This window comes from Brevibacterium sp. CS2 (genome assembly GCF_005280295.1).
Taxonomy (GTDB): Bacteria; Actinomycetota; Actinomycetes; order Actinomycetales; family Brevibacteriaceae; genus Brevibacterium; species Brevibacterium pityocampae.
The window spans coordinates 1,642,527-1,660,442 of sequence record NZ_CP040020.1 but is presented as its reverse complement, the minus strand read 5'-3'; the positions used below and the strand labels follow the sequence as shown (position 1 = coordinate 1,660,442).

14 protein-coding genes are annotated in these 17,916 nt (G+C 70.1%); 10 read left to right on the top strand and 4 right to left on the bottom strand.

Annotated features, from left to right (window positions below):
* Positions 1-50 precede the first annotated feature (50 nt).
* The 3 genes from FDF13_RS07325 to ftsE are packed head-to-tail and all read right to left on the bottom strand — an operon-like array spanning position 51 to position 3,002.
* The gene (locus FDF13_RS07325) at positions 51-1,397 is read right to left on the bottom strand and encodes a M23 family metallopeptidase (protein ID WP_137319076.1); all 1,347 of its coding nucleotides are present in this window, start codon (positions 1,395-1,397) and stop codon (positions 51-53) included.
* A 4-nt stretch (positions 1,398-1,401) separates the two neighbouring features.
* Positions 1,402-2,316, bottom strand: coding sequence for a permease-like cell division protein FtsX (ftsX, locus tag FDF13_RS07320; protein ID WP_137319075.1), 915 nt, complete (start codon positions 2,314-2,316; stop codon positions 1,402-1,404).
* Positions 2,313-3,002 (bottom strand): cell division ATP-binding protein FtsE, encoded by a 690-nt coding sequence (ftsE, locus tag FDF13_RS07315; RefSeq protein WP_137319074.1) that lies wholly within the window; start codon positions 3,000-3,002, stop codon positions 2,313-2,315. The genes ftsX and ftsE overlap by 4 nt, the downstream gene beginning before the upstream one ends.
* Positions 3,003-3,481: 479 nt before the next feature.
* Between ftsE and FDF13_RS07310 the strand changes: the two genes are divergently transcribed.
* Together FDF13_RS07310 and FDF13_RS07305 are read left to right on the top strand one after the other, a co-directional pair.
* The gene (locus FDF13_RS07310; RefSeq protein ID WP_137319073.1) at positions 3,482-4,435 is read left to right on the top strand and encodes a PRC and DUF2382 domain-containing protein; all 954 of its coding nucleotides are present in this window, start codon (positions 3,482-3,484) and stop codon (positions 4,433-4,435) included.
* A 293-nt stretch (positions 4,436-4,728) separates the two neighbouring features.
* A complete protein-coding gene (locus FDF13_RS07305) occupies positions 4,729-6,009 on the top strand; it encodes a hypothetical protein (RefSeq protein ID WP_137319072.1) in 1,281 nt (426 codons plus the stop codon).
* A gap of 123 nt (positions 6,010-6,132) precedes the next feature.
* On the opposite strand, the gene prfB is transcribed toward FDF13_RS07305, so the two are convergent.
* The gene (gene prfB / locus FDF13_RS07300; RefSeq protein WP_137319071.1) at positions 6,133-7,263 is read right to left on the bottom strand and encodes a peptide chain release factor 2; all 1,131 of its coding nucleotides are present in this window, start codon (positions 7,261-7,263) and stop codon (positions 6,133-6,135) included.
* Between the two features lie 414 nt (positions 7,264-7,677).
* Here prfB and FDF13_RS07295 point away from each other — a divergent pair, with 414 nt between their 5' ends.
* From FDF13_RS07295 to FDF13_RS07260, 8 genes are all read left to right on the top strand, one after another.
* Positions 7,678-8,904, top strand: coding sequence for a CpaF family protein (locus tag FDF13_RS07295; protein ID WP_137319070.1), 1,227 nt, complete (start codon positions 7,678-7,680; stop codon positions 8,902-8,904).
* The gene (locus FDF13_RS07290) at positions 8,901-9,773 is read left to right on the top strand and encodes a type II secretion system F family protein (protein WP_137319069.1); all 873 of its coding nucleotides are present in this window, start codon (positions 8,901-8,903) and stop codon (positions 9,771-9,773) included. Before FDF13_RS07295 ends, FDF13_RS07290 begins: the two co-directional genes overlap by 4 nt.
* 3 nt (positions 9,774-9,776) lie before the next feature.
* Positions 9,777-10,721: a type II secretion system F family protein gene (locus tag FDF13_RS07285; protein WP_137319068.1), complete on the top strand. Its 945-nt coding sequence runs from the start codon at positions 9,777-9,779 to the stop codon at positions 10,719-10,721.
* 137 nt (positions 10,722-10,858) lie between these two features.
* Entirely contained in the window at positions 10,859-11,092 is a 234-nt protein-coding gene (locus FDF13_RS07280) for a hypothetical protein (protein WP_247422998.1), read from the top strand.
* Positions 11,093-11,305: 213 nt separating this feature from the next.
* Positions 11,306-11,746, top strand: coding sequence for a TadE family protein (locus FDF13_RS07275; protein ID WP_247423001.1), 441 nt, complete (start codon positions 11,306-11,308; stop codon positions 11,744-11,746).
* A 3-nt stretch (positions 11,747-11,749) separates the two neighbouring features.
* Positions 11,750-12,331, top strand: coding sequence for a hypothetical protein (locus FDF13_RS07270; protein ID WP_217494829.1), 582 nt, complete (start codon positions 11,750-11,752; stop codon positions 12,329-12,331).
* An 89-nt stretch (positions 12,332-12,420) separates the two neighbouring features.
* Positions 12,421-12,867 carry a pilus assembly protein TadG-related protein gene (locus FDF13_RS07265; RefSeq protein ID WP_175406899.1) on the top strand — a complete coding sequence of 149 codons (447 nt, stop codon included), beginning with the start codon at positions 12,421-12,423 and terminating at the stop codon, positions 12,865-12,867.
* Positions 12,868-13,019: 152 nt separating this feature from the next.
* Positions 13,020-17,915: an FtsK/SpoIIIE domain-containing protein gene (locus tag FDF13_RS07260; RefSeq protein ID WP_137319066.1), complete on the top strand. Its 4,896-nt coding sequence runs from the start codon at positions 13,020-13,022 to the stop codon at positions 17,913-17,915.
* The last annotated feature ends 1 nt before the right edge of the window (position 17,916 follow it).

Here is a 17,916-nt window from a genome sequence, read left to right as displayed (position 1 = left end):
CGAGCGCCGACCGGCGCCGCCGGACGGACGGCGCTGCCGGATGGGCCGCGCTACTGGATGAACGGCATCGGGTTGACGTAGGCGCCGCTCTGCATGATCTCGAAGTGGAGGTGGCAGCCGGTCGAGGAGCCGGTGGTGCCGGCGCGGGAGATGACGTCGCCCTGGGACACCCGGTCACCGGCGCGCACAGTGTTGCGCGTGTTGTGGCTGTAGGTGGATGCGATGGTCTTCCCGTCGACCTTGCCGTGCGAGATCACCACCCGGTTCCCGTAGCCGCCGGCCCAGCCCGAGGAGACCACGATGCCGTCGCCCGAGGCGCGCACCGGGTCGCCGCACGGGATGCCGAAGTCGGTGCCGGTGTGGAGGCGGCGCGAGCCGGTGATCGGGTGGATCCGGTATCCGAACGGCGAGGTCACCGGGTATCCGGGCGCGGGATTGCGCAACTCGCCGTTGCCGGGCAGGGTCTCGCCGCGCTCCTCGGCCTCGCGCTCCCACTTCTCGACCTCCTCGGCCAGGCGCTCCTGCTCCTCCTGCTGCTTCTTGAGCTCCTCCTCGGTCTTCGCCCGGTTGTCCTCGATGGTCTGCGAGGCCCGGTCCTTCGTGTCGATGAGGGAGTCGAGGTCGGTCTTGCGCTGGCGCGCGTCGTTCTCCGCAGCGGCCTTGGTGAGGACGGCGGCGGCCGCCTCCTCCTTGAGGTCCTCGATCTCGACGGCGATCGCGTCGAGCCGGTCCTGGTTGTTCCGGTTCGTCGTGCGCTGCTCCGACAGCCGGGTGATCGTGCGCTGCTGGGAGCGGACGGCGGAGTCGACCCGCCCGAGTCCCTGGGCCCCGGTGTCGCTCGAGGCCATCTGGAGGAGGAGCGCGAGGTCGGAGGTGACGCCGGAGTTCTGATAGGCCTGCCGGGCGATGCGGGTGACCGCGCCCTGGCTGGCGGCGAGCTCCTGCTCCCCGGCGTCGATCTCGGTGCGGAGGTCTTCCTGCGCGTTCTGCGCCGAGGTCATGCGCGCGGCGAGCTCCTCGTCCTCGCGCTGGGCTTCGGCGAGCTCGTCCTCGGCCTGCGACAGCGCGTCCTCCGCGGCAGGCATCGCCTCCTCGGCGGCCTCCTTCTCCGCGATGACACGGGCGAGCTCCTCGTCGAGCCCCTGGAACTCGCGGGTGAGCTCCTCGACCCGCTCGTCGACGGCGTCTTTCTTCTCCTGCGGGTTCGCCGCGAGCCCGGCCACCGGCATGAGCACGGCGAGCGCCGCCGCGGTGAGCGCAAGGACGATCCTGCGACCGGCGCTCCTCGGACCGGCGCCACCGCGGGCAGCCGGCGCACCGCGGTCGGCGTGGAGGCGGCCGAGGTGGAGCGCGCGGGTCCGCTGCCGGGTTCTGCTGGGGGTCGGGATGGGTCGCATGGGATCAGACCTTCATGTACCGGCGGAGGGTGAGGACGGAGGACACCCCGGCCATGAGGATGCCGATGACGACGAGCACGGGGGCCACGAGCAGGACGTCGCCGAGCGAGATCAGCTCGAAGCTCGCCGCCTGGTCCTGGAGCCACCCCTGCACGCCGAACTGCACGACAAGGCCGAGCGCGAGCGCGGCGAGCAGCGCGCCGATGACCGCGGCGATCACGCCCTCGAGGATGAAGGGCATCTGGATGAAGGCGTTCGAGGCGCCGACGAGCCGCATGATCCCGGTCTCCCGGCGCCGGGAGTAGGCGGACAGGCGGATGGTCGTGGCGATGAGGAGCACCGCGCACAGGAGCATGATCACCGCGATGGCGAGTGCGATCGCGGTGGCGACGTTCATGATCGAGAACAGCTGGTCGAGGAGCTGGTTCTGGTCGACGACCTCCTCGACGCCGGGGGTGGCGGAGAAGTACTCGTTGATGATCTCGTACTGCTCGGCGTCGGTGAGCTTGATGCGGAACGACTCCTGCATCTGGTCCTCGGGGATAGTCCCCTCGAGCGAGGTGCCCTCGAACTGCTCCTCGAACAGCTGGTGGGCCATCGCCCGGTCCTCGAAGTGGACCTCCTCGACGTAGGGCGCGAGGTCCTGCCCGTCGAGCGCGGCGCGGATCGCGTCCTTCTGCTCCGTCGTCGCCTCGCCGGCGGCGCAGGTGGGCGCCTCGGAGTCGGGCGGGCACAGGAACAGGGCGACCTGCACGCGGTCGTACCAGTAGTCCTTCATCCCGTTGATCTGCATCTGCAGGAGGATCGCGGAGCCGACGAACAGGAGGGACACGAAGGTCACGAGGACGACGGAGAGCACCATCGAGACGTTGCGCTTGAGGCCGACGAGGACCTCGGAGAAGATGAACGACAGTCTCATGCGCCCACCTGGTACGTGCCCTGCTCGTCGTCGCGCACGATCACTCCGCCGCGCAGCTCGATGACGCGCTTGCCCAGGCGGTTGACGATGTCGCCGTCGTGGGTGGCCATGAGGACCGTGGTGCCGTTGCGGTTGATGCGCTCGAGCACCTCCATGATGTCGGTGGACGTCACCGGGTCGAGGTTGCCGGTGGGCTCGTCGGCGAGGAGGATGCCGGGCTTGTTGACCACGGCTCTGGCGATCGCGACGCGCTGCTGCTCGCCGCCGGAGAGCTCGTGCGGCAGGCGCCGGTGCTTGCCCTCGAGCCCGACGGTCTCGAGGACGTCGGGGACGAGGGTGGAGATCGCCGCGGACGACTTGCCGATGACCTGGAGTGCGAAGGCGACGTTGTCGAAAACCGTCTTGTTCGGCAGCAGACGGAAGTCCTGGAACACGGTGCCGATGCTGCGCCGCAGGTAGGGCACTTTCCACGAGGGCATCCGGATGATCGACCTCCCCGCCACGCGGATCCGGCCCCGGGTGGGCACCTCCTCGCGGAGCACGAGGCGGATCACCGTGGACTTGCCCGAGCCCGAGGCGCCCACGAGGAACACGAACTCCCCCGCCTCGGCGGTGAAGGAGACGTCGTTCAGGGCAGGGTCGGCCTTGGAATCATAGGTCTTGGTGACCGATTCGAAGGTGATCACGCAGTTTCTTCTCAATCGCCTGGAGGACGGGGACCACCTCGATTATACGGAGCGCGGCGGCCGGAACCGCGGACCCTCCGGCCGAACCGTCCAGGCGTGTCGGCAGAGCCGGCGGCCGCCGGATGGCGCGCCGGATCGCAGGAGCCGTTCGCCGCTCTCGGCGGGGTCCGCGCGAGGCGACGAGCGGGGTCCGCGTGCCGGGGTCGGCGGGTCACAGGGCGGGGTCGGCGGGTCGTCTGGGAGGTTTCCGAGCGCCGCGGCCGACGCGGCGGGCCCGAGATTCCGCGGGAGCCGGATCATATTCCCGGAGCGAGGCCCAGAATCCTCAAGGATCCTTGTGCACCGTCTGACAGTGCGCCTTGATTATTCGGGTTTCGACTCGGATTGCTCGCCTTGTGGTCCCGACTCGACCAGAGTGAAGGAGGTAAGGGCCCTCCGGGGCCGCTCGAACACGCACCACCGAGAGGACGATGATTTTCATGAACGATCGCTTCGATCTCGACGATCTCACCAATGCCAATATCTACGACCAGGACAGCAAGAAGGTCGGTTCGATCGGTCAGGTCTACCTCGACGACCAGACCGACGAGGCGAAGTTCGCCACGGTGAAGACCGGACTGTTCGGCACGAACGAGACCTTCGTGCCCCTCAACGCCGCCACCCGCACCGAGGACGGCTTCACGGTCCCCTTCACCAAGGACTTCATCAAGGACGCGCCGAACATCGACGCCGACGGCCACCTCGACCCGGCCGAGGAGCGTCGCATCTTCGAGTACTACAGCCTCTCCTACGACGATGACGGCCGCGTGAGCGATGACCGCGTCGCCGGCGACGGCCGTGACCGCACCGATGCGGTCAACCGCGCCGCTGCCGGTACCGCCGCCGGGGCAGCGGGAGCCGCCGGCACCGCAGGCCGCGATGACGACCGCCGTGACGCCGACCGCCGTGACGCCGACCGCGTTGCCGGACAGGGCGCCGAGGGCAAGCAGGTCGTCGCCCACGAGGAGCGCCTCAAGGTCGGCACCGAGCAGCGCGAGGCCGGCAAGGCCCGTCTGCGCAAGCGCGTCGTGTCGGAGAACCAGCAGGTCGAGGTCCCGGTCCAGCGCGAGGAGCTCGTCGTCGAGCGCGAATCGATCGACCCGAACTCCGCCGAGGCCCGCACCGGCTCGATCGACGGCCGCGCCGACGGCGCCGAGGAGACCATCACCCTGCGCGAGGAGCGCCCGGTGGTCGACAAGGAGACCGTCGCCACGGAGAAGGTCAACGTCGGCAAGCGCACCGTCACCGATTCCGAGACGGTGTCCGGCGAGGTCCGCAAGGAGCAGATCGACGTCGACGCCGATACTCGCGGTGCTGCCGGCGACAAGCGGGTCGACGAGTTGGGCAACGCCCAGGGCCGTGATGTCGACGGCCGAGGCGACGCCCGCCACTGATCGCCACCGGGGCCCGGGGATCACCACGGTGACCACCACCGGGTCCCGCTGATCAGGGTCAGTTCGCCGGAGGGGCCGGTTCCGCAGCTGCGGAACCGGCCCCTCTGCGCTCCCCCGCCGCCGCATGGGACCACGGCGGACGGCCGATCGTCCGGCGAGGCCCGCCCGGCGCCGATCGTCCGGCCGCAGGTGAGACCACCACCCAACCCACCTCGCCGTTCCCAAGGCCGCACGGTCACCGTAAAGTGGAGACACCAGGTGACAGGGAACGATGCAGATCAGAGGAGCCCCACATGAGTGACAAGAGCCCGGAGCAGGACACCTCGAACGGCACCGAGGAGACGGAGTCGGCGGACACCTCGGCCGCACACGTCGTCCTCCGCGACCCGCTGGCCGATGCCACGGTGTTCGAGGTGGGGAGCCGGAAGGTCGGCACCGTCGCCGACATCCACCGCGATCCCGCCGGCGAACCGACCATGGTATCGGTCAACACCGGACTGTTCGGCTCGCACCCGCTGCTCCCGCTCGATCGGTCGACCGTCACCGAATCGGGGGTCTGGGTGCCGTATCCCAAGTCGGTCATCAAGTCCGCGCCGTCGATGCACGGGTCCACGCTCAGCGACGACGCCGGGCACGCTCTCTACGCCCACTACAACCTCGAGTACACCCCTCCGGCTCCCGTCGAGGAGGAGGTCGTCGTGGAAGAGGAGACGACTGTCGAGGAGACCCCGGCCGAGGGTGCAGTCGCCGAGGAGACGGTGGTCGAGGAAGAGGTCGTCACCGAGGAGACCCCGGCTGAGGAGGCAACCGCCGACGAGTCGCCTGCTGACGAAGAGACCGTGGTCGAGGAGACCACCGTCGTCGAGGAGACCCCGGACGACGAATCCACTCCGGACGACGAATCCACTCCCGCAGAGGAGACCACCCCGGTCGAGGAGACGACGCCGGTCGAGGACGAGGCCCCGGCATCGGACGAGACCCCGGCCGACGAGGAGCCTGCGACCGATGATCAGGCTTCGATCGAGGAGGATGCTCCCGGTAGCGAGTCGACCCCTGCCGGGAAGACTGCGAGCGCGGCCGGCGCGACGGACGCATCGCCGGAACCGGATACGGAAGACGCGAAGGACGAGACCCCGCTGAAGGACGAGGCCCCGGCGACGAACGAGACGCCGGCCGAACCTGTGGCAGACAGCTCGGCAACCGGCGAGCAGCCGGATAGCGCACCCGTCGAGGCCGAACCGGAGACCGGCGACCCCGAGGCGACCGAGCCGGGCGGGCCGGATGCTCCGCAGGACCACGAGCGGCTCGATGTGAGCTCCTCGGGAGTGGCGGGCGCCTCGGACACGGTGGGCGACGACGCCGACGCCGCGCACACGCCGGATCACTCCGATGACCAGGGCATCACCGACTCCACCACCCCGCACGCAGAGGAGAAGGCGGATCGCTCGGAGCTTTCCGACGGCACGATCGACGGCGACGACACCGCACCGGTCGAGCGCGACACGGAGTCCGCCGAGTCCGACACTGACACCAAGCCCTCCCCCGTTGAGAAGACGGAGCACCCGAGCGAGTGATCGGCTGAACCCGCCCTGACCAGCTCAGCAGGGGATCACCTCGCACGGTGCAGCGCCCCGGACCGACATCGTCGGTCCGGGGCGCTGTGCGTTTCAGAGCCAGGTTTCAGGCCCGGGTGCGGATCAGGGGTTGGCGGCCTCCGCCTCCGCGGCCTTCTGGCCCTCCTTGCGCCACCGGATGCCGGCCTCGAGGAACCCGTCGAGGTCGCCGTCGAACACGGCCTGCGGGTTGTTGACCTCATGGCCGGTCCGCAGATCCTTGACCATCTGGTAGGGGTGGGTGACGTAGGAGCGCATCTGGTCGCCCCAGCTCGCCTTGATGTCGCCGGCGAGGTCCTTGCGCTCGGCGGCCTCCTCCTGCTTCTTGAGCTGGAGGAGGCGCGACTGGAGGACGCGCATCGCGGCGGCCTTGTTCTGGATCTGCGACTTCTCGTTCTGCATGCTCACCACCGTTCCGGTCGGCACGTGCGTGATGCGCACGGCGGAGTCGGTGGTGTTGACCGACTGGCCGCCCGGCCCGGAGGACCGGTAGACGTCGATCCGCAGGTCGTTCTCGTCGATGTCGACGTGGTCGCTCGACTCGATGAGCGGGACCACCTCGACCGCGGCGAACGAGGTCTGCCGACGTCCCTGGTTGTCGAAGGGGCTGATCCGCACGAGCCGGTGGGTCCCGGCCTCGACGGACAGCGTGCCGTAGGCGTAGGGGGCGTTGATCTGGATCGTCGCGGACTTCACGCCCGCGCCCTCCGCATAGGAGGTGTCGAGCTCCTGCACGCCGTAGTCCTTCGCCTCCGCCCAGCGCACGTACATCCGGGCGAGCGTCTGCGCGAAGTCGGTGGCGTCGTCGCCGCCGGCGCCGGAGCGCACGGTGATGACGGCGGCCCGCTCGTCGTACTCGCCGGACAGGAGCGTGGAGATCTCGAGCGCGTCGAGCTCGCGGCGCAGTTTGCCGATCTCCGCCTCCGCCTCCGCGAGGGTCTCCGCGTCGTCCTCGTCCTCGGCCATGGACACAAGGAGCTCGACGTCCTCGATCCGGGAGTCGAACCTCTCGAGCTTCTCCAGGGTGGACTGCTTGTGGGAGAGCTTCGAGGTGACCTGCTGCGCGGCCTCCGGGTCGTCCCACAGATCGGGCGCGGCGGCGGCCTCGGTCAGCTCATTCACCTCGGATCGCAGCTGGTCGACGTCGGACACCTCGCGGATCGAGGCGAAGGTCTGCTGCAGGGCAGCGATCTCGGAAGGAAAGTCTGTGGCCATAGTGATTCCAGGGTAGTGCATGCACGGGCGGGTCCCGGCGCCGCCGGGCGCCGCCGGATCCTCCGCGGGCGCACGGTTGTCCATGGACGCGGTGCGCCGAGCGCCCGATGCGTTCGGTGCTGCGGCGACCGGGGACGAACTCGCAGGAAGCGATCGGGGCTGAAGAACTCTCCGCGCGAAACGTGTTCTCGGGACTCGCTCCAGGTGAACGCCCTGCACGCTGCCATGGCCACTGGGAAGCACCGCCCGGAACCTACTCAACAGTTATCCACAATTTCGATTCCGGGGCTGGTCCGGGGACCTGCGGTCGTCTACTTTGGGTCCTGTACCCTCTCGAAACACCCCTCCCGGGCGACCCATCCGGGACGCATCCCCCACCCGACCGCTTCAGCGCCCGATCCCCACAGGACACCCATGGACGCCGCCGACATCATCGCCGCCGAGGTCCGCGATCTCATCCGGACCCGTGGCATCGACCCGCGAACCGAGCCCTCCCAGACCCGTGAGCTCGTCCTCCAGGTCATCCACGACTACGACGAGCGCACCCTCGCCGGCTCACTCCCCCTGCTGGCGAATCCCGAGGAGACCGGGCGGCGGATCTTCGATGAGGTCTCCGGGTTCGGAGTGCTCCAGAAATACCTCGACGACCCCGAGGTCGAGGAGATCTGGATCAACGCACCTCAGGGCGTGTTCATCAGCCGCCGCGGCATCAGCGAACTCACCCCGACGCTGCTCACCGAGGCCGAGGTCACCGACCTCATCGAGCGCATGCTCCGCACCTCCGGGCGGCGCGTGGACCTGTCGAGCCCCTTCGTCGACGCCACCCTCCCCGACGGTTCCCGACTCCACGTCGTCCTCCCCGACATCACGCGCACGCACCCAGCGGTGAACATCCGCAAGTTCATCACCCGCACGCGCAGCCTGCACGACCTCGTGGCCAACGGCACACTGCCGGCCAATGCAGCCGCCTTCCTCGACGCGGCAGTGATCGCGGGGGCCAACATCGTGGTCTCGGGTGCGACCCAGGCGGGCAAGACCACCATGCTCAATGCGCTCACCGGCTCGATCCCGGCCCGCGAGCGCGTCATCACCTGCGAGGAGGTGTTCGAGCTCGCTGTCCCCGCCCGCGACTGGGTGGCGATGCAATGCCGCCAGCCCTCCCTCGAGGGCACAGGTGAGATCACTCTCCGCCAGCTCGTCAAGGAGGCGCTGCGGATGCGGCCCAGCCGCCTCATCGTCGGCGAGGTCCGCGAGGCCGAATGCTTCGACCTGCTCGTCGCGATGAACAGCGGCCTGCCCGGAATGGGGTCGATCCACGCGAACTCGGCCCGCTCCGCGGTCACCAAGCTCTGCACCCTGCCGCTCCTCGCCGGGCCGAACATCGGCTCGACGTTCGTCACCCCGACCGTCGCCGGCAGCATCGACCTCGTCGTCCACCTCCGCCTCGACCGTGACGGGCAACGACGCGTCGAGGAGATCGCCGCGATCCCCGGCGGACTCGAGGCCGGGGTCGTCGAGCTCGAGAACGTCTTCCACACCGATCACGACGGTGCGCTCGTCCGCGGGCCCGGCTTCACCCACCTCGGCGACCGCTTCGCCGCCGTCGGCAAGGACATCCACAGCATCCTGGAAGCCGCATGAGCACCTCGCTGGCGGCGGCGCTGTGCGGACTCGGCGTCGGCTGCGGACTGTTCCTCATCTGGTGGTCGATGTGGGTCACCCCACCCCGCACGACTCCTCGGCCCCGGTTCCTCGTCGAGCTCGACGAGGCGCTCACCGTCGCCGGCTTCCCGCGCGCCTCCCCCGGTCACCTCCTCGTCGTCTCCCTCGCCACCGGCGGCGCGGTGCTCCTCCTCGCCCACCTCTTCACGGGTGCGGTGAGCATCAGCGCCTGCTTCGGCCTGTTCGCCGGTCTCGCACCGCTCATGATCGTGCGCCAGCGGGCCCGCGCCCGCCAGGTCGAGCGGCGCACGCTGTGGCCGGAGGCCATCGACCACCTCCATTCCGGGATCCGCGCCGGCCTGTCGCTGCCGGAGGCCATCAGCGGCTTGAGCGTCCGCGGCCCCGAACAGCTGCGCCCGCTGTTCACCGTGTTCGCCCAGGAGTACCGGGCAACCGGGTCGTTCGCCCTCTCGCTCGATCGCTTCAAGATCGCGTGCGCGGACCCCGTGGCGGACCGCATCGTCGCCGCCCTCGCCGTCACCCGTGAGGTCGGCGGCACCGATCTCGGGGTCATGCTCAAGACGCTGAGCCAGTTCGTCCGGGACGACTCCCGCACCCGCGCGGAGCTCCAGGCGCGGCAGAGCTGGACCGTCACCGGGGCACGTCTGGCCGTCGCCGCGCCGTGGGTCGTGCTCGCGCTCCTCGCCAGCCGCCCGCAGACCACCGCCGCATACAACACCCCGGCAGGGGCGACGCTGCTCCTCGTCGGCCTCGTCGTCTCCCTGGCCGCCTACACCGTGATGAAGCGGATCGGTCGCCTCCCGGCCGAACCGCGGGTCCTGAGGTGACTGATGGAGCACCTCAACCCCTTCAATCCCGCAGCCGTCATCGGCACCGGCCTGGTGCTCGGCCTGTCGCTCGCGTTCTTCGTGCTCAATCTTCCCGTGTTCCGCAGGCCGACCCTCGATGACCGCGTGGGCCCATATCTGCGCGACCGCCCCCGCGTCGCCGAGCTCTACGGTCCCCCTGTCCCCACCGACGCCGGGATCCGGGGTGTCGCCCGCTCCGCCGTGCGGCGCCTCGGCCGCTGGCTGTCATCGCGACTGACCGTGGACGCGAGCGTCACTGCCCGCCTCGCTCGACTGGGCCGGAACGAGACGGTCGAGCGGTTCCGGGCGCTGCAGCTGCTCCTCGTCGCGGCCGGTCTGGTCGTCGGATCGGGGCTCGCGACCGTCGTCGCCGTCGGACGCGGATTCAATCCCGTGGCCTTCATCCTCATCGTCGCCATCTGCGGGTTGGGTGGGCACTTCGCCAACGACTGGCTTCTCACCCGCCGCGTCCAGCAGCGCGAGGCCCGGATCCTCGCCGAGTTCCCGACGATCGCCGAGCTCCTCGCCCTGTCGATCACCGCCGGCGAGGGCACCGTCGACGCGCTCGAGCGCTCGTGCCGGAGCACGACCGGGGAGCTCAGCGAGGAGCTCCGACTCACCCTCGCCGAGGCGCGGACCGGCACCCCGCTCGTCGAGGCTCTCGACAACCTCGGCAAGCGCACGAGCATCCCGAGCATCGTCCAGTTCGTCGATGGCATCGCCGTCGCGATCTCCCGCGGCACCCCACTCGCCGAGGTGCTCCGGGCGCAGGCAGCCGACGTCCGGGACGAGGGCCGCCGACACCTCATGGAGCTCAGTGGGAAGAAGGAGGTCGGGATGCTCGTGCCGGTCGTCCTCTTCGTCCTCCCGATCACCGTCCTGTTCGCCGTGTTCCCCTCCCTCGCCGTTCTCGAGCTCACGGGATGAGGTGACCTGTTCCTCTGCACACGCCCGCGACCCGATCGACTGAGCCCAGAGCAACTGAAATTGCGCCACCCGAGAACCGACCATCTGAGACCCGGTCGCCGCAGACCGGTCGCCCCCCCTTGAGAAAGGTACCCACCATGACCACGAGGATCTTCACCCGTCTGTTCCTGTTCCTCACTGCCCTCGTCGCGCTCGATGATCGCGCGCCCGGCTCCCGCCGAGCGGCACGCAGCGATCGCGGCGACGTGCCCGGTTGGGTTCTCATCACGATGATGACCGCCGCTCTCGTGGTCGCCCTCTGGGCGCTCGCCGGCGAAGCGTTCACCTCGATGTTCCAGGACTCCATGGACAAGGTCCGCAGCGCCGGCTGAACCATGAAGAACCTCAGTTCCTGCCCACTGACCTGGTGGCAGCGGTGGCCGGGCAGCGGCAATTCCCGAACAGCCGGCATTCCGCGAACAGTCGACAGTTCCCGAGCAGCCAGCAAAGCCCGGGCCGCCGGCTCGGCCCGAACCCCCGGCATACCCCGACCTGCCGGCACCTGCCGCGAACGCCACCGGGCCGGTTCGGGGATCCGACTCGCTGTGCGTCCCGAGTTCGGTCCGGAGTCCCGTCCCGAGCCCCGTCGCGGTTCCCGCTCGGCCGCGCGCCCCGATGCCGGTTCCGCCGTTGCGGAGTTCGTCATGGTGAGCGGATTGCTGAGCCTGGTCTTCGTCTCGGTGCTCCAGCTGTGCATCGCCGTGCACGTGCGCAACACGGTGACGGACTCCGCCGTCGCGGGGGCACGCCAGGCTGCTCTCGCCGACCAGGAGCCGGCCGACGGCGCACGCCTCGCCCGGGCCCTCATCACCGCGGGGATCGGGGATGGCTATGCACAGGACATCGAGGTCACCGAGTCCGCAGTCTCCGGGACGAACATCGTCACCGTCACGGTGACGACCCCGATCCCGGTGCTCGGACTCCTTGGACCGCAGGGCGTGTGGGAGCTCAGCGGCCGCGCGATCGCCGAGGACATCGAGGGCTGAGACGTGCCGACACAGCGACTCCCCCGGACCCGTGCGGCAGTGGTATCCGACCGCGGGTCGGCGCCCATCGAGTTCATCTTCGCCTCGGTCGTCCTCCTCATTCCCCTCGTCTACCTCGTGCTCTCGCTCGGCCAGGTGCAGGCCGGGTCCTACGCCACCCAGACGACGGCGATCAATGCCGCCCGGGCCGCCGCGCGCTACCCCGATTCCGCTGGCGCCCGGGCCGAGGCGATGGCGCGCCTCCATTTCGAGGACTTCGGTGTCGAGGATGCGCGCTGGGCGATCCGCCTCGAATGCAGCGGACCCTGCGACGAGGCCGGCTCGACGGTCACCGCGCACGTCGAGACCCGGGTCCCGGTCCTCGGTCTGCCCGCACTGTTCGGCCGCGATTCGGCCCCGCACGTCACCGTGCGCGCCGCGCACTCCGACATCGTGTCCCCGTATACGGCATCTCCGAACGCTGCGTCTCCGAACGCTGCGTCTCCGAACACTGAGTCACCGAATGCTGGGTCCCCCAGTGCTGGGTTCGCGAAAGCTGGGTTCGCGAACGCTGGGTCGCCGAGCTCCGTGGATGCGGACCGGTGATCGCAATGCGCCGGTGGAGGAACTTTTCCGGGTTGCGTTCCCGTGGGCTGCGCACATCCGGGCAGGCTGTTCGCAGGCACGCCGGTGCAGTGCGGAAGCAGCGGCTCGGGACCGCGCTGTGCTCCGATGAGGGTTCGATCATGCCGCTGGCCGTGGGATTCACGACGATCGCGCTCGTCCTCGTCATCCTCGGCGCCGTGATCACCGACATCTACCTCGCGCATCGCAAACTCTACGCGCTCGCGGACTCGGCGGCGCTCGCGGCCGCCGACTCGTTCGAGCCGGACTACGGTTCGGACCCGGCGATCATCTTCACCGATGCAGCCGTGCAGCGAGAAGCCGAGAGCTACCTCGACCGCGCGCAGGTGTCGTCCCGCTTCCGCGGTCTCGACGTCCAGGGCGAATCGCCGGACGACCGCAGTGTGGAGATCGTGCTCTCCGCGCGCTATCGCCCCGCGCTCGTCTCCCCGTTCGTGCCCCGCGGTATCGAGCTGACCGCCACCGCTCGCGCCCGAGGCGCCCTCCGGGAGGGATGACGACCGACCTCGGCAGATCGAGCCCACCTCGGCGTACGAAAGTGTGGACGGCCCGAGCCGCATCGGGGTCATTCCGCTGTGGACAGCGTGCCGCTGTCCACAGGCTCATCTTCGGCCTGGCCGTTGCAGGACCCCGACCATAGCCTCGGCGCATGCCCTCTTTGCTCGTCCACCTGCTCACCGGTTTCGATGCCCGGATCCTTCGAGTGGCTGCCCCCGGAGAGCATTCGGCACGGGCCGTGCTCTCGGCCCTGCTCGCCGCGGTCGACGAAGCGACGGAGCCGGGCGCACACGCACCCGGCACATCGGGAGCCAGCACCCACCCGCCCGCAGAGGAACACTTCGTGCCCGCGCATCCGAACCCCGAGGCAACGCCCTTCGCCCGCCCATCCACCACCATCGACGTCTCCGACTGCCGCCCGCGCGGGTGCCCGGGCGACCCGCCGACCCTCGACGACACCTGGCAGACTTGGTGTGCACGCGCCACCGCAGCCCTCATCGATCCCGAACCCGGAAGCCGAGGCGACCGGCTGGCGGGCACCGGCGGGAACAGCGGCACTCTCGTGGAATACTCGGCAGGTCCCGATTCAGGGTTCGCCCACGCGCTCCCGCCCGGCACCTGGAGCCTCGGGCGGACGTGCGACGCCGACCGCCCTCTTGCCGACCCCTTCCTCAGCCGCACCCCGCTGCTCATGGGAAACGGCCCCGGCGGGATCACGCTGGGCACGTGCGGCGGGGTCGAACGAACCTTCGCCGTCGACCCCGCAGGCCCGCAGTCGTTCCGACTCGGCAGCACCCGGGTGTCGATCCATCCCCCCGGCCCACCGTCTCCGCCGGGACCAGTGACCCTGCACGGACCCGAGCCGCCGGAGGTCCGACTTCCTGAGACGCCCTCGTGGACCTTCTACATCCTGCCGCTCGTCCTGGGAATCGTCCTCGTCCTCGTCACCGGAATGTGGTGGTTCCTGCTGTTCACCCTGTCCGGCCCGCTCACCGCCGGCGTGCGCTGGCGCATGGAGACCCGCCGGTGGAAGCGGGAATCGGCAGAATCCGTCGTGGAGTTCCGCCGAGCGCTCACCGAGCATGCGGCCGAGGTGACTGCGAGGATCGACATTGCGACCAGCACCGCCGCAGCGACGCCCCTGGAATCCGGGCTCGTCGTCCTCGGCTACGGCCGGGCTCTGAGCCCTGACACCCTGGCCGGCCTCCCCGGCGTCGACAGGGCCGGCCGCAGAACTGATCGCCGGTCCACGCCGCCGGGGATCGCGCGTCTCCTCGACCGGTTCTCGGTGCCGGTCGCCGTGATCGACGGGTCCACGGGAGCCGTCACCGAGGCTGTCGGTTCACAGGTCGATCGACGGTCCCGCGACCGCCACGCGGACACGACATTCGACCGTGATACGGCCGGCAAGGGCGCGGAGAACACAGTGCCGGGCCGAAACCGTGCGGGTCGCCGCCGCGCGGACCATGGAGCGACAGGCAGAGATGCGGCGGGCGATGATTCGGCGGCCGTTGGCTCAGTCGGCAATCCCCCGGTGGGCCGGGGATCGGTGCACCCCGTCCTCGAGGACTGTGCCCTGCTGTTCGACCCGAGCGCAGCCGACCTCGACGTCAGCGGAGTGCCAGAGGTCGTCGGCGACGTCGTACGCGCCGTCGTCGCGAGTGCCCGCGCCCTCGGACTGCCAGTGGCGTTCGCCGACAGCTCGGTCGCCGAGGTGTTCCCCGAGCTCACCGGGTACGGCGTCGACGTGGCCGCAGCCGATGGCTCGGCAGATCGGGTCGCCAGTTCCGGCATCACCATCGAGTTGGCGCCACGGATTCCTGCAGCGGTGCCGTCGGGATCCTCGACGGACCCCCTTGCGCCTGATGACCGAGCGAGGCGACCTCACGTAACGGGCACCCGAGCCGGCTCCCCCACAGCGATGCTCGACGAAGCCCGCACGACATCGCTAGACAGCACAGAATCGCCTGTGCTCCCTGCGGTTCCCGCTCCGGTTCCGGCCCCGGCTCAGGTTCCGCACCGCCGGGAAGACGACGGCGAGCAGATCGCCGTGTCCATCCGCTGTCCCGCTTCCACGGCGAGCCTCGGTGAGTCCGGGCGGTCCACCTCTCGTGCGACACCGCCTGGTGGGGTGGTGCCGCGATGGCGGATCGACTGCACGACTCCCCTGTCGACCGCCGAACTCTCCCTGGTCGATGCGCCGCGTCCGCGCCGCCACCCGGTCCCGCTCGGCGGAGCCATCGAGCTGCGACGCCTCCGCCCCGAGCGATTCCTCCAGCTCGTTCCCCCGCCCGCGGCTCCGGTCGGAGCTGTTCCCGCGTCCCGCACCCTCGACGAACTCCTTGCCGAGCTCTCTGCAGACCATGGCCACGAGCAATCGGATCCGGAGGCCGGCGCCTCAGGAGCCGGCGGGAGGCCGGCCATCGCCGACACATTCCTCATTCGCGGTCCGCGTGGGTCGACGGATTCCCGCGCCGGCCTCAGATCGTCACCCAGCGACTGGAGAAGCGCTTGGGGCTCGGTCCACGACTCCACGGCACGCAGAGATACGGCACGCAGCGGTACCGTGCCCAGGGGTTCCGTACCCGGAGGTTCCGTGCCCAGTGGGCCATCATCCACCGGATCGGCACCCACCGGGGCGACGCGGGTGCCGCTGGGATCCACGTCGACCGGAGCCCTGCTCGTCGACCTCGTCGAGGACGGCCCGCATGCACTCGTGGCCGGGACGACCGGCAGCGGCAAGTCGGTGCTGCTCCAGACCTGGGTCGCCGCGCTGTCCGCCGTGCTCTCCCCGGACGAACTGCGTTTCGTCCTCATCGACTTCAAGGGCGGAGCGGCGTTCGCACCGTTCGCCGAGCTCGCCCACGTCGATGCCGTCGTCGACAATCTCGAACCGACCCAGGCGATGCGTGCGCTCCGAAGTCTGCGGGCGGAGATCCTGCGACGAGAGGCCCTGCTCGCCGAGCAGCGGTGCCCCGACATCGATGCCCTCAACGCTGCGATCCAGCACTCCGACGACCGCACCGCGCTGCCCCGCATCGTCGTCGTCATCGATGAGTTCCAGGCTCTCATCCAGGACAATCCCGCCGGAGTGGAGATGATCGAATCGCTCACCGCGCTCGGCCGTTCCCTGGGCATCCACCTCATCCTCGCCACTCAACGGCCCTCCGGCATCGTCACCTCACGCATGAAGGCCAACATCTCCCTGCGCCTCGCCCTGCGCGTGCGCGACTCCGCCGACTCGATCGAGGTGATCGGAACCGACGCCGCCGCGCACCTGCGGCCCGACGACCCCGGTGCTGCACTCCTCAGCCGCACGGGGCCGCCCGAGCTGTTCAGGGCCGCGCAGGTCACCGTGTCCCCGGCTCAGCACCCGCCGGCCCCGCCGAGGGTGGATTGGACTGCTCTGCTCGGCCGGCGGGCGACGACCCGCAGCCCGGCGCCGCGCGACACGATGTCCGGTTCCGCCGCGCTGCCCGCCCCCGGACCGACGACGGGAGCCGCGCTCACCGTCCCTGCGCTCGTCTCGGTCTCGCAGCACTTCATCGCCGGATCCACCGGCCGCACTCGGCGGCGGATCGTCCTGCCGCCGATGCCCGTATCGCATGCCGCGCTGTCATCCACCGACCTCGGACTCCTCGACTTCCCGGACGAGAACCGGACGGCGCGCTGGATATGGGATCCCGTTCGGGACGGATCCGTGATCATCACCGGCGGGCGCGGTCGCGGCACGAGCACGGCGGTGCGGTCGTTCGCTGCGGCAGCGGTGAGCACCGGCAGCCGCGTCGTGCTCCTCACCCGGGGCCGTCGCGACCGGACCGTCGAGGAGATCCTCGACACCAGGAACCACGAAGACGGCGCGGAGCCCGGTGAGCTCATCGTGGCCGATCACGCCGAGGTGTGGGCCGTCGAGTACCTCCTGGGGCTCCTCGAGACCGATGACGACCCGCGGCCCAGGATGATCTGCATCGACGATTTCGATGCGCTGCTCCGGACGCTCGAGGGCACCCGCAGGCTCTCGCGCCTGGAAGCGCTGCTGACGTCGGGTGCCGGGCGGTCCCCGACGGCGTTCGTCATCGCGGCCGGCCGGCGGATCCTCCATTCACCCATCGCCGCGCGGGCCCGAACGCGTGTGATCTTCCCGCCGGCCGATCCGCAGGAGACGGCGCACCTCGGACTCCAGACTCGGAGGTTCTCCGGAGCCTGGCCTCCCGGGCGCGCAGTCGTCCTCGGTCCCGTTTCGTCCTCAACCGGCCCGCAGGGGGCCGATGTCCAGCTCTCGCACACATGCTCTGACCGCGATCCGCCTGTCCCGGGCACCTCGATCGGGGCGGAGGGACACCACCGCGACGACACGGAGTGCCGCGGGGCCGGGTGCGATGCCGATCGAGCAGTGCCGATCCGCAGTGGCTCGCGCGGCGTTCGGGGGTCGGTGATCGAGGCAGGCGACTTCGGCCGCAACCGCGACGTGGACCACTGGGTGCACCGCTCGGCACGACGCCGATCGAGCGGCGCCGATCCGCATCGGCCTGAAGGTTCGACGACCGGAGCGGCTGCAATCATCGACGCGGAGCCGGGCCGCTGCACGAGCAGCGGTGTCGGGATCGGCGTCGGACCGTGCGGAGAGACCGTGACGTGGATCCCGGACATCGACGGTCCGGTCCTCAGTGTGCGCACCACCGCGGCCCTGACGCCGTCGCTCGTCACCGTTGTGGAGCAGACGTGGCACGCAGACGTGGCAAGGCAGGCGCTCCTCACCGTGCCCGAGGCGCACCTCGCGGATCCATCGGACCTCGCCACGGCCCTGACGGCTCCGGCATGTGTCATCGGCTGGCCGCTCCAGCACACGCCGGGCTACTCGTCACCGCTCTCACGGGTTCCGGGGCTCGGCCCGATGCTCGTGATCGGCGCCCGCACCGCCGGGGAGCTCGCCGAGGTCGGATTGCGCGACCTCCCAGCGGGCCCCGGCGGTCAGACGCGCGGCTGGTACGTCACGGCAGAGCGCGCGATCCCCGTCGATGTCAGCCGTCTGTTCGACCGCACCTGAA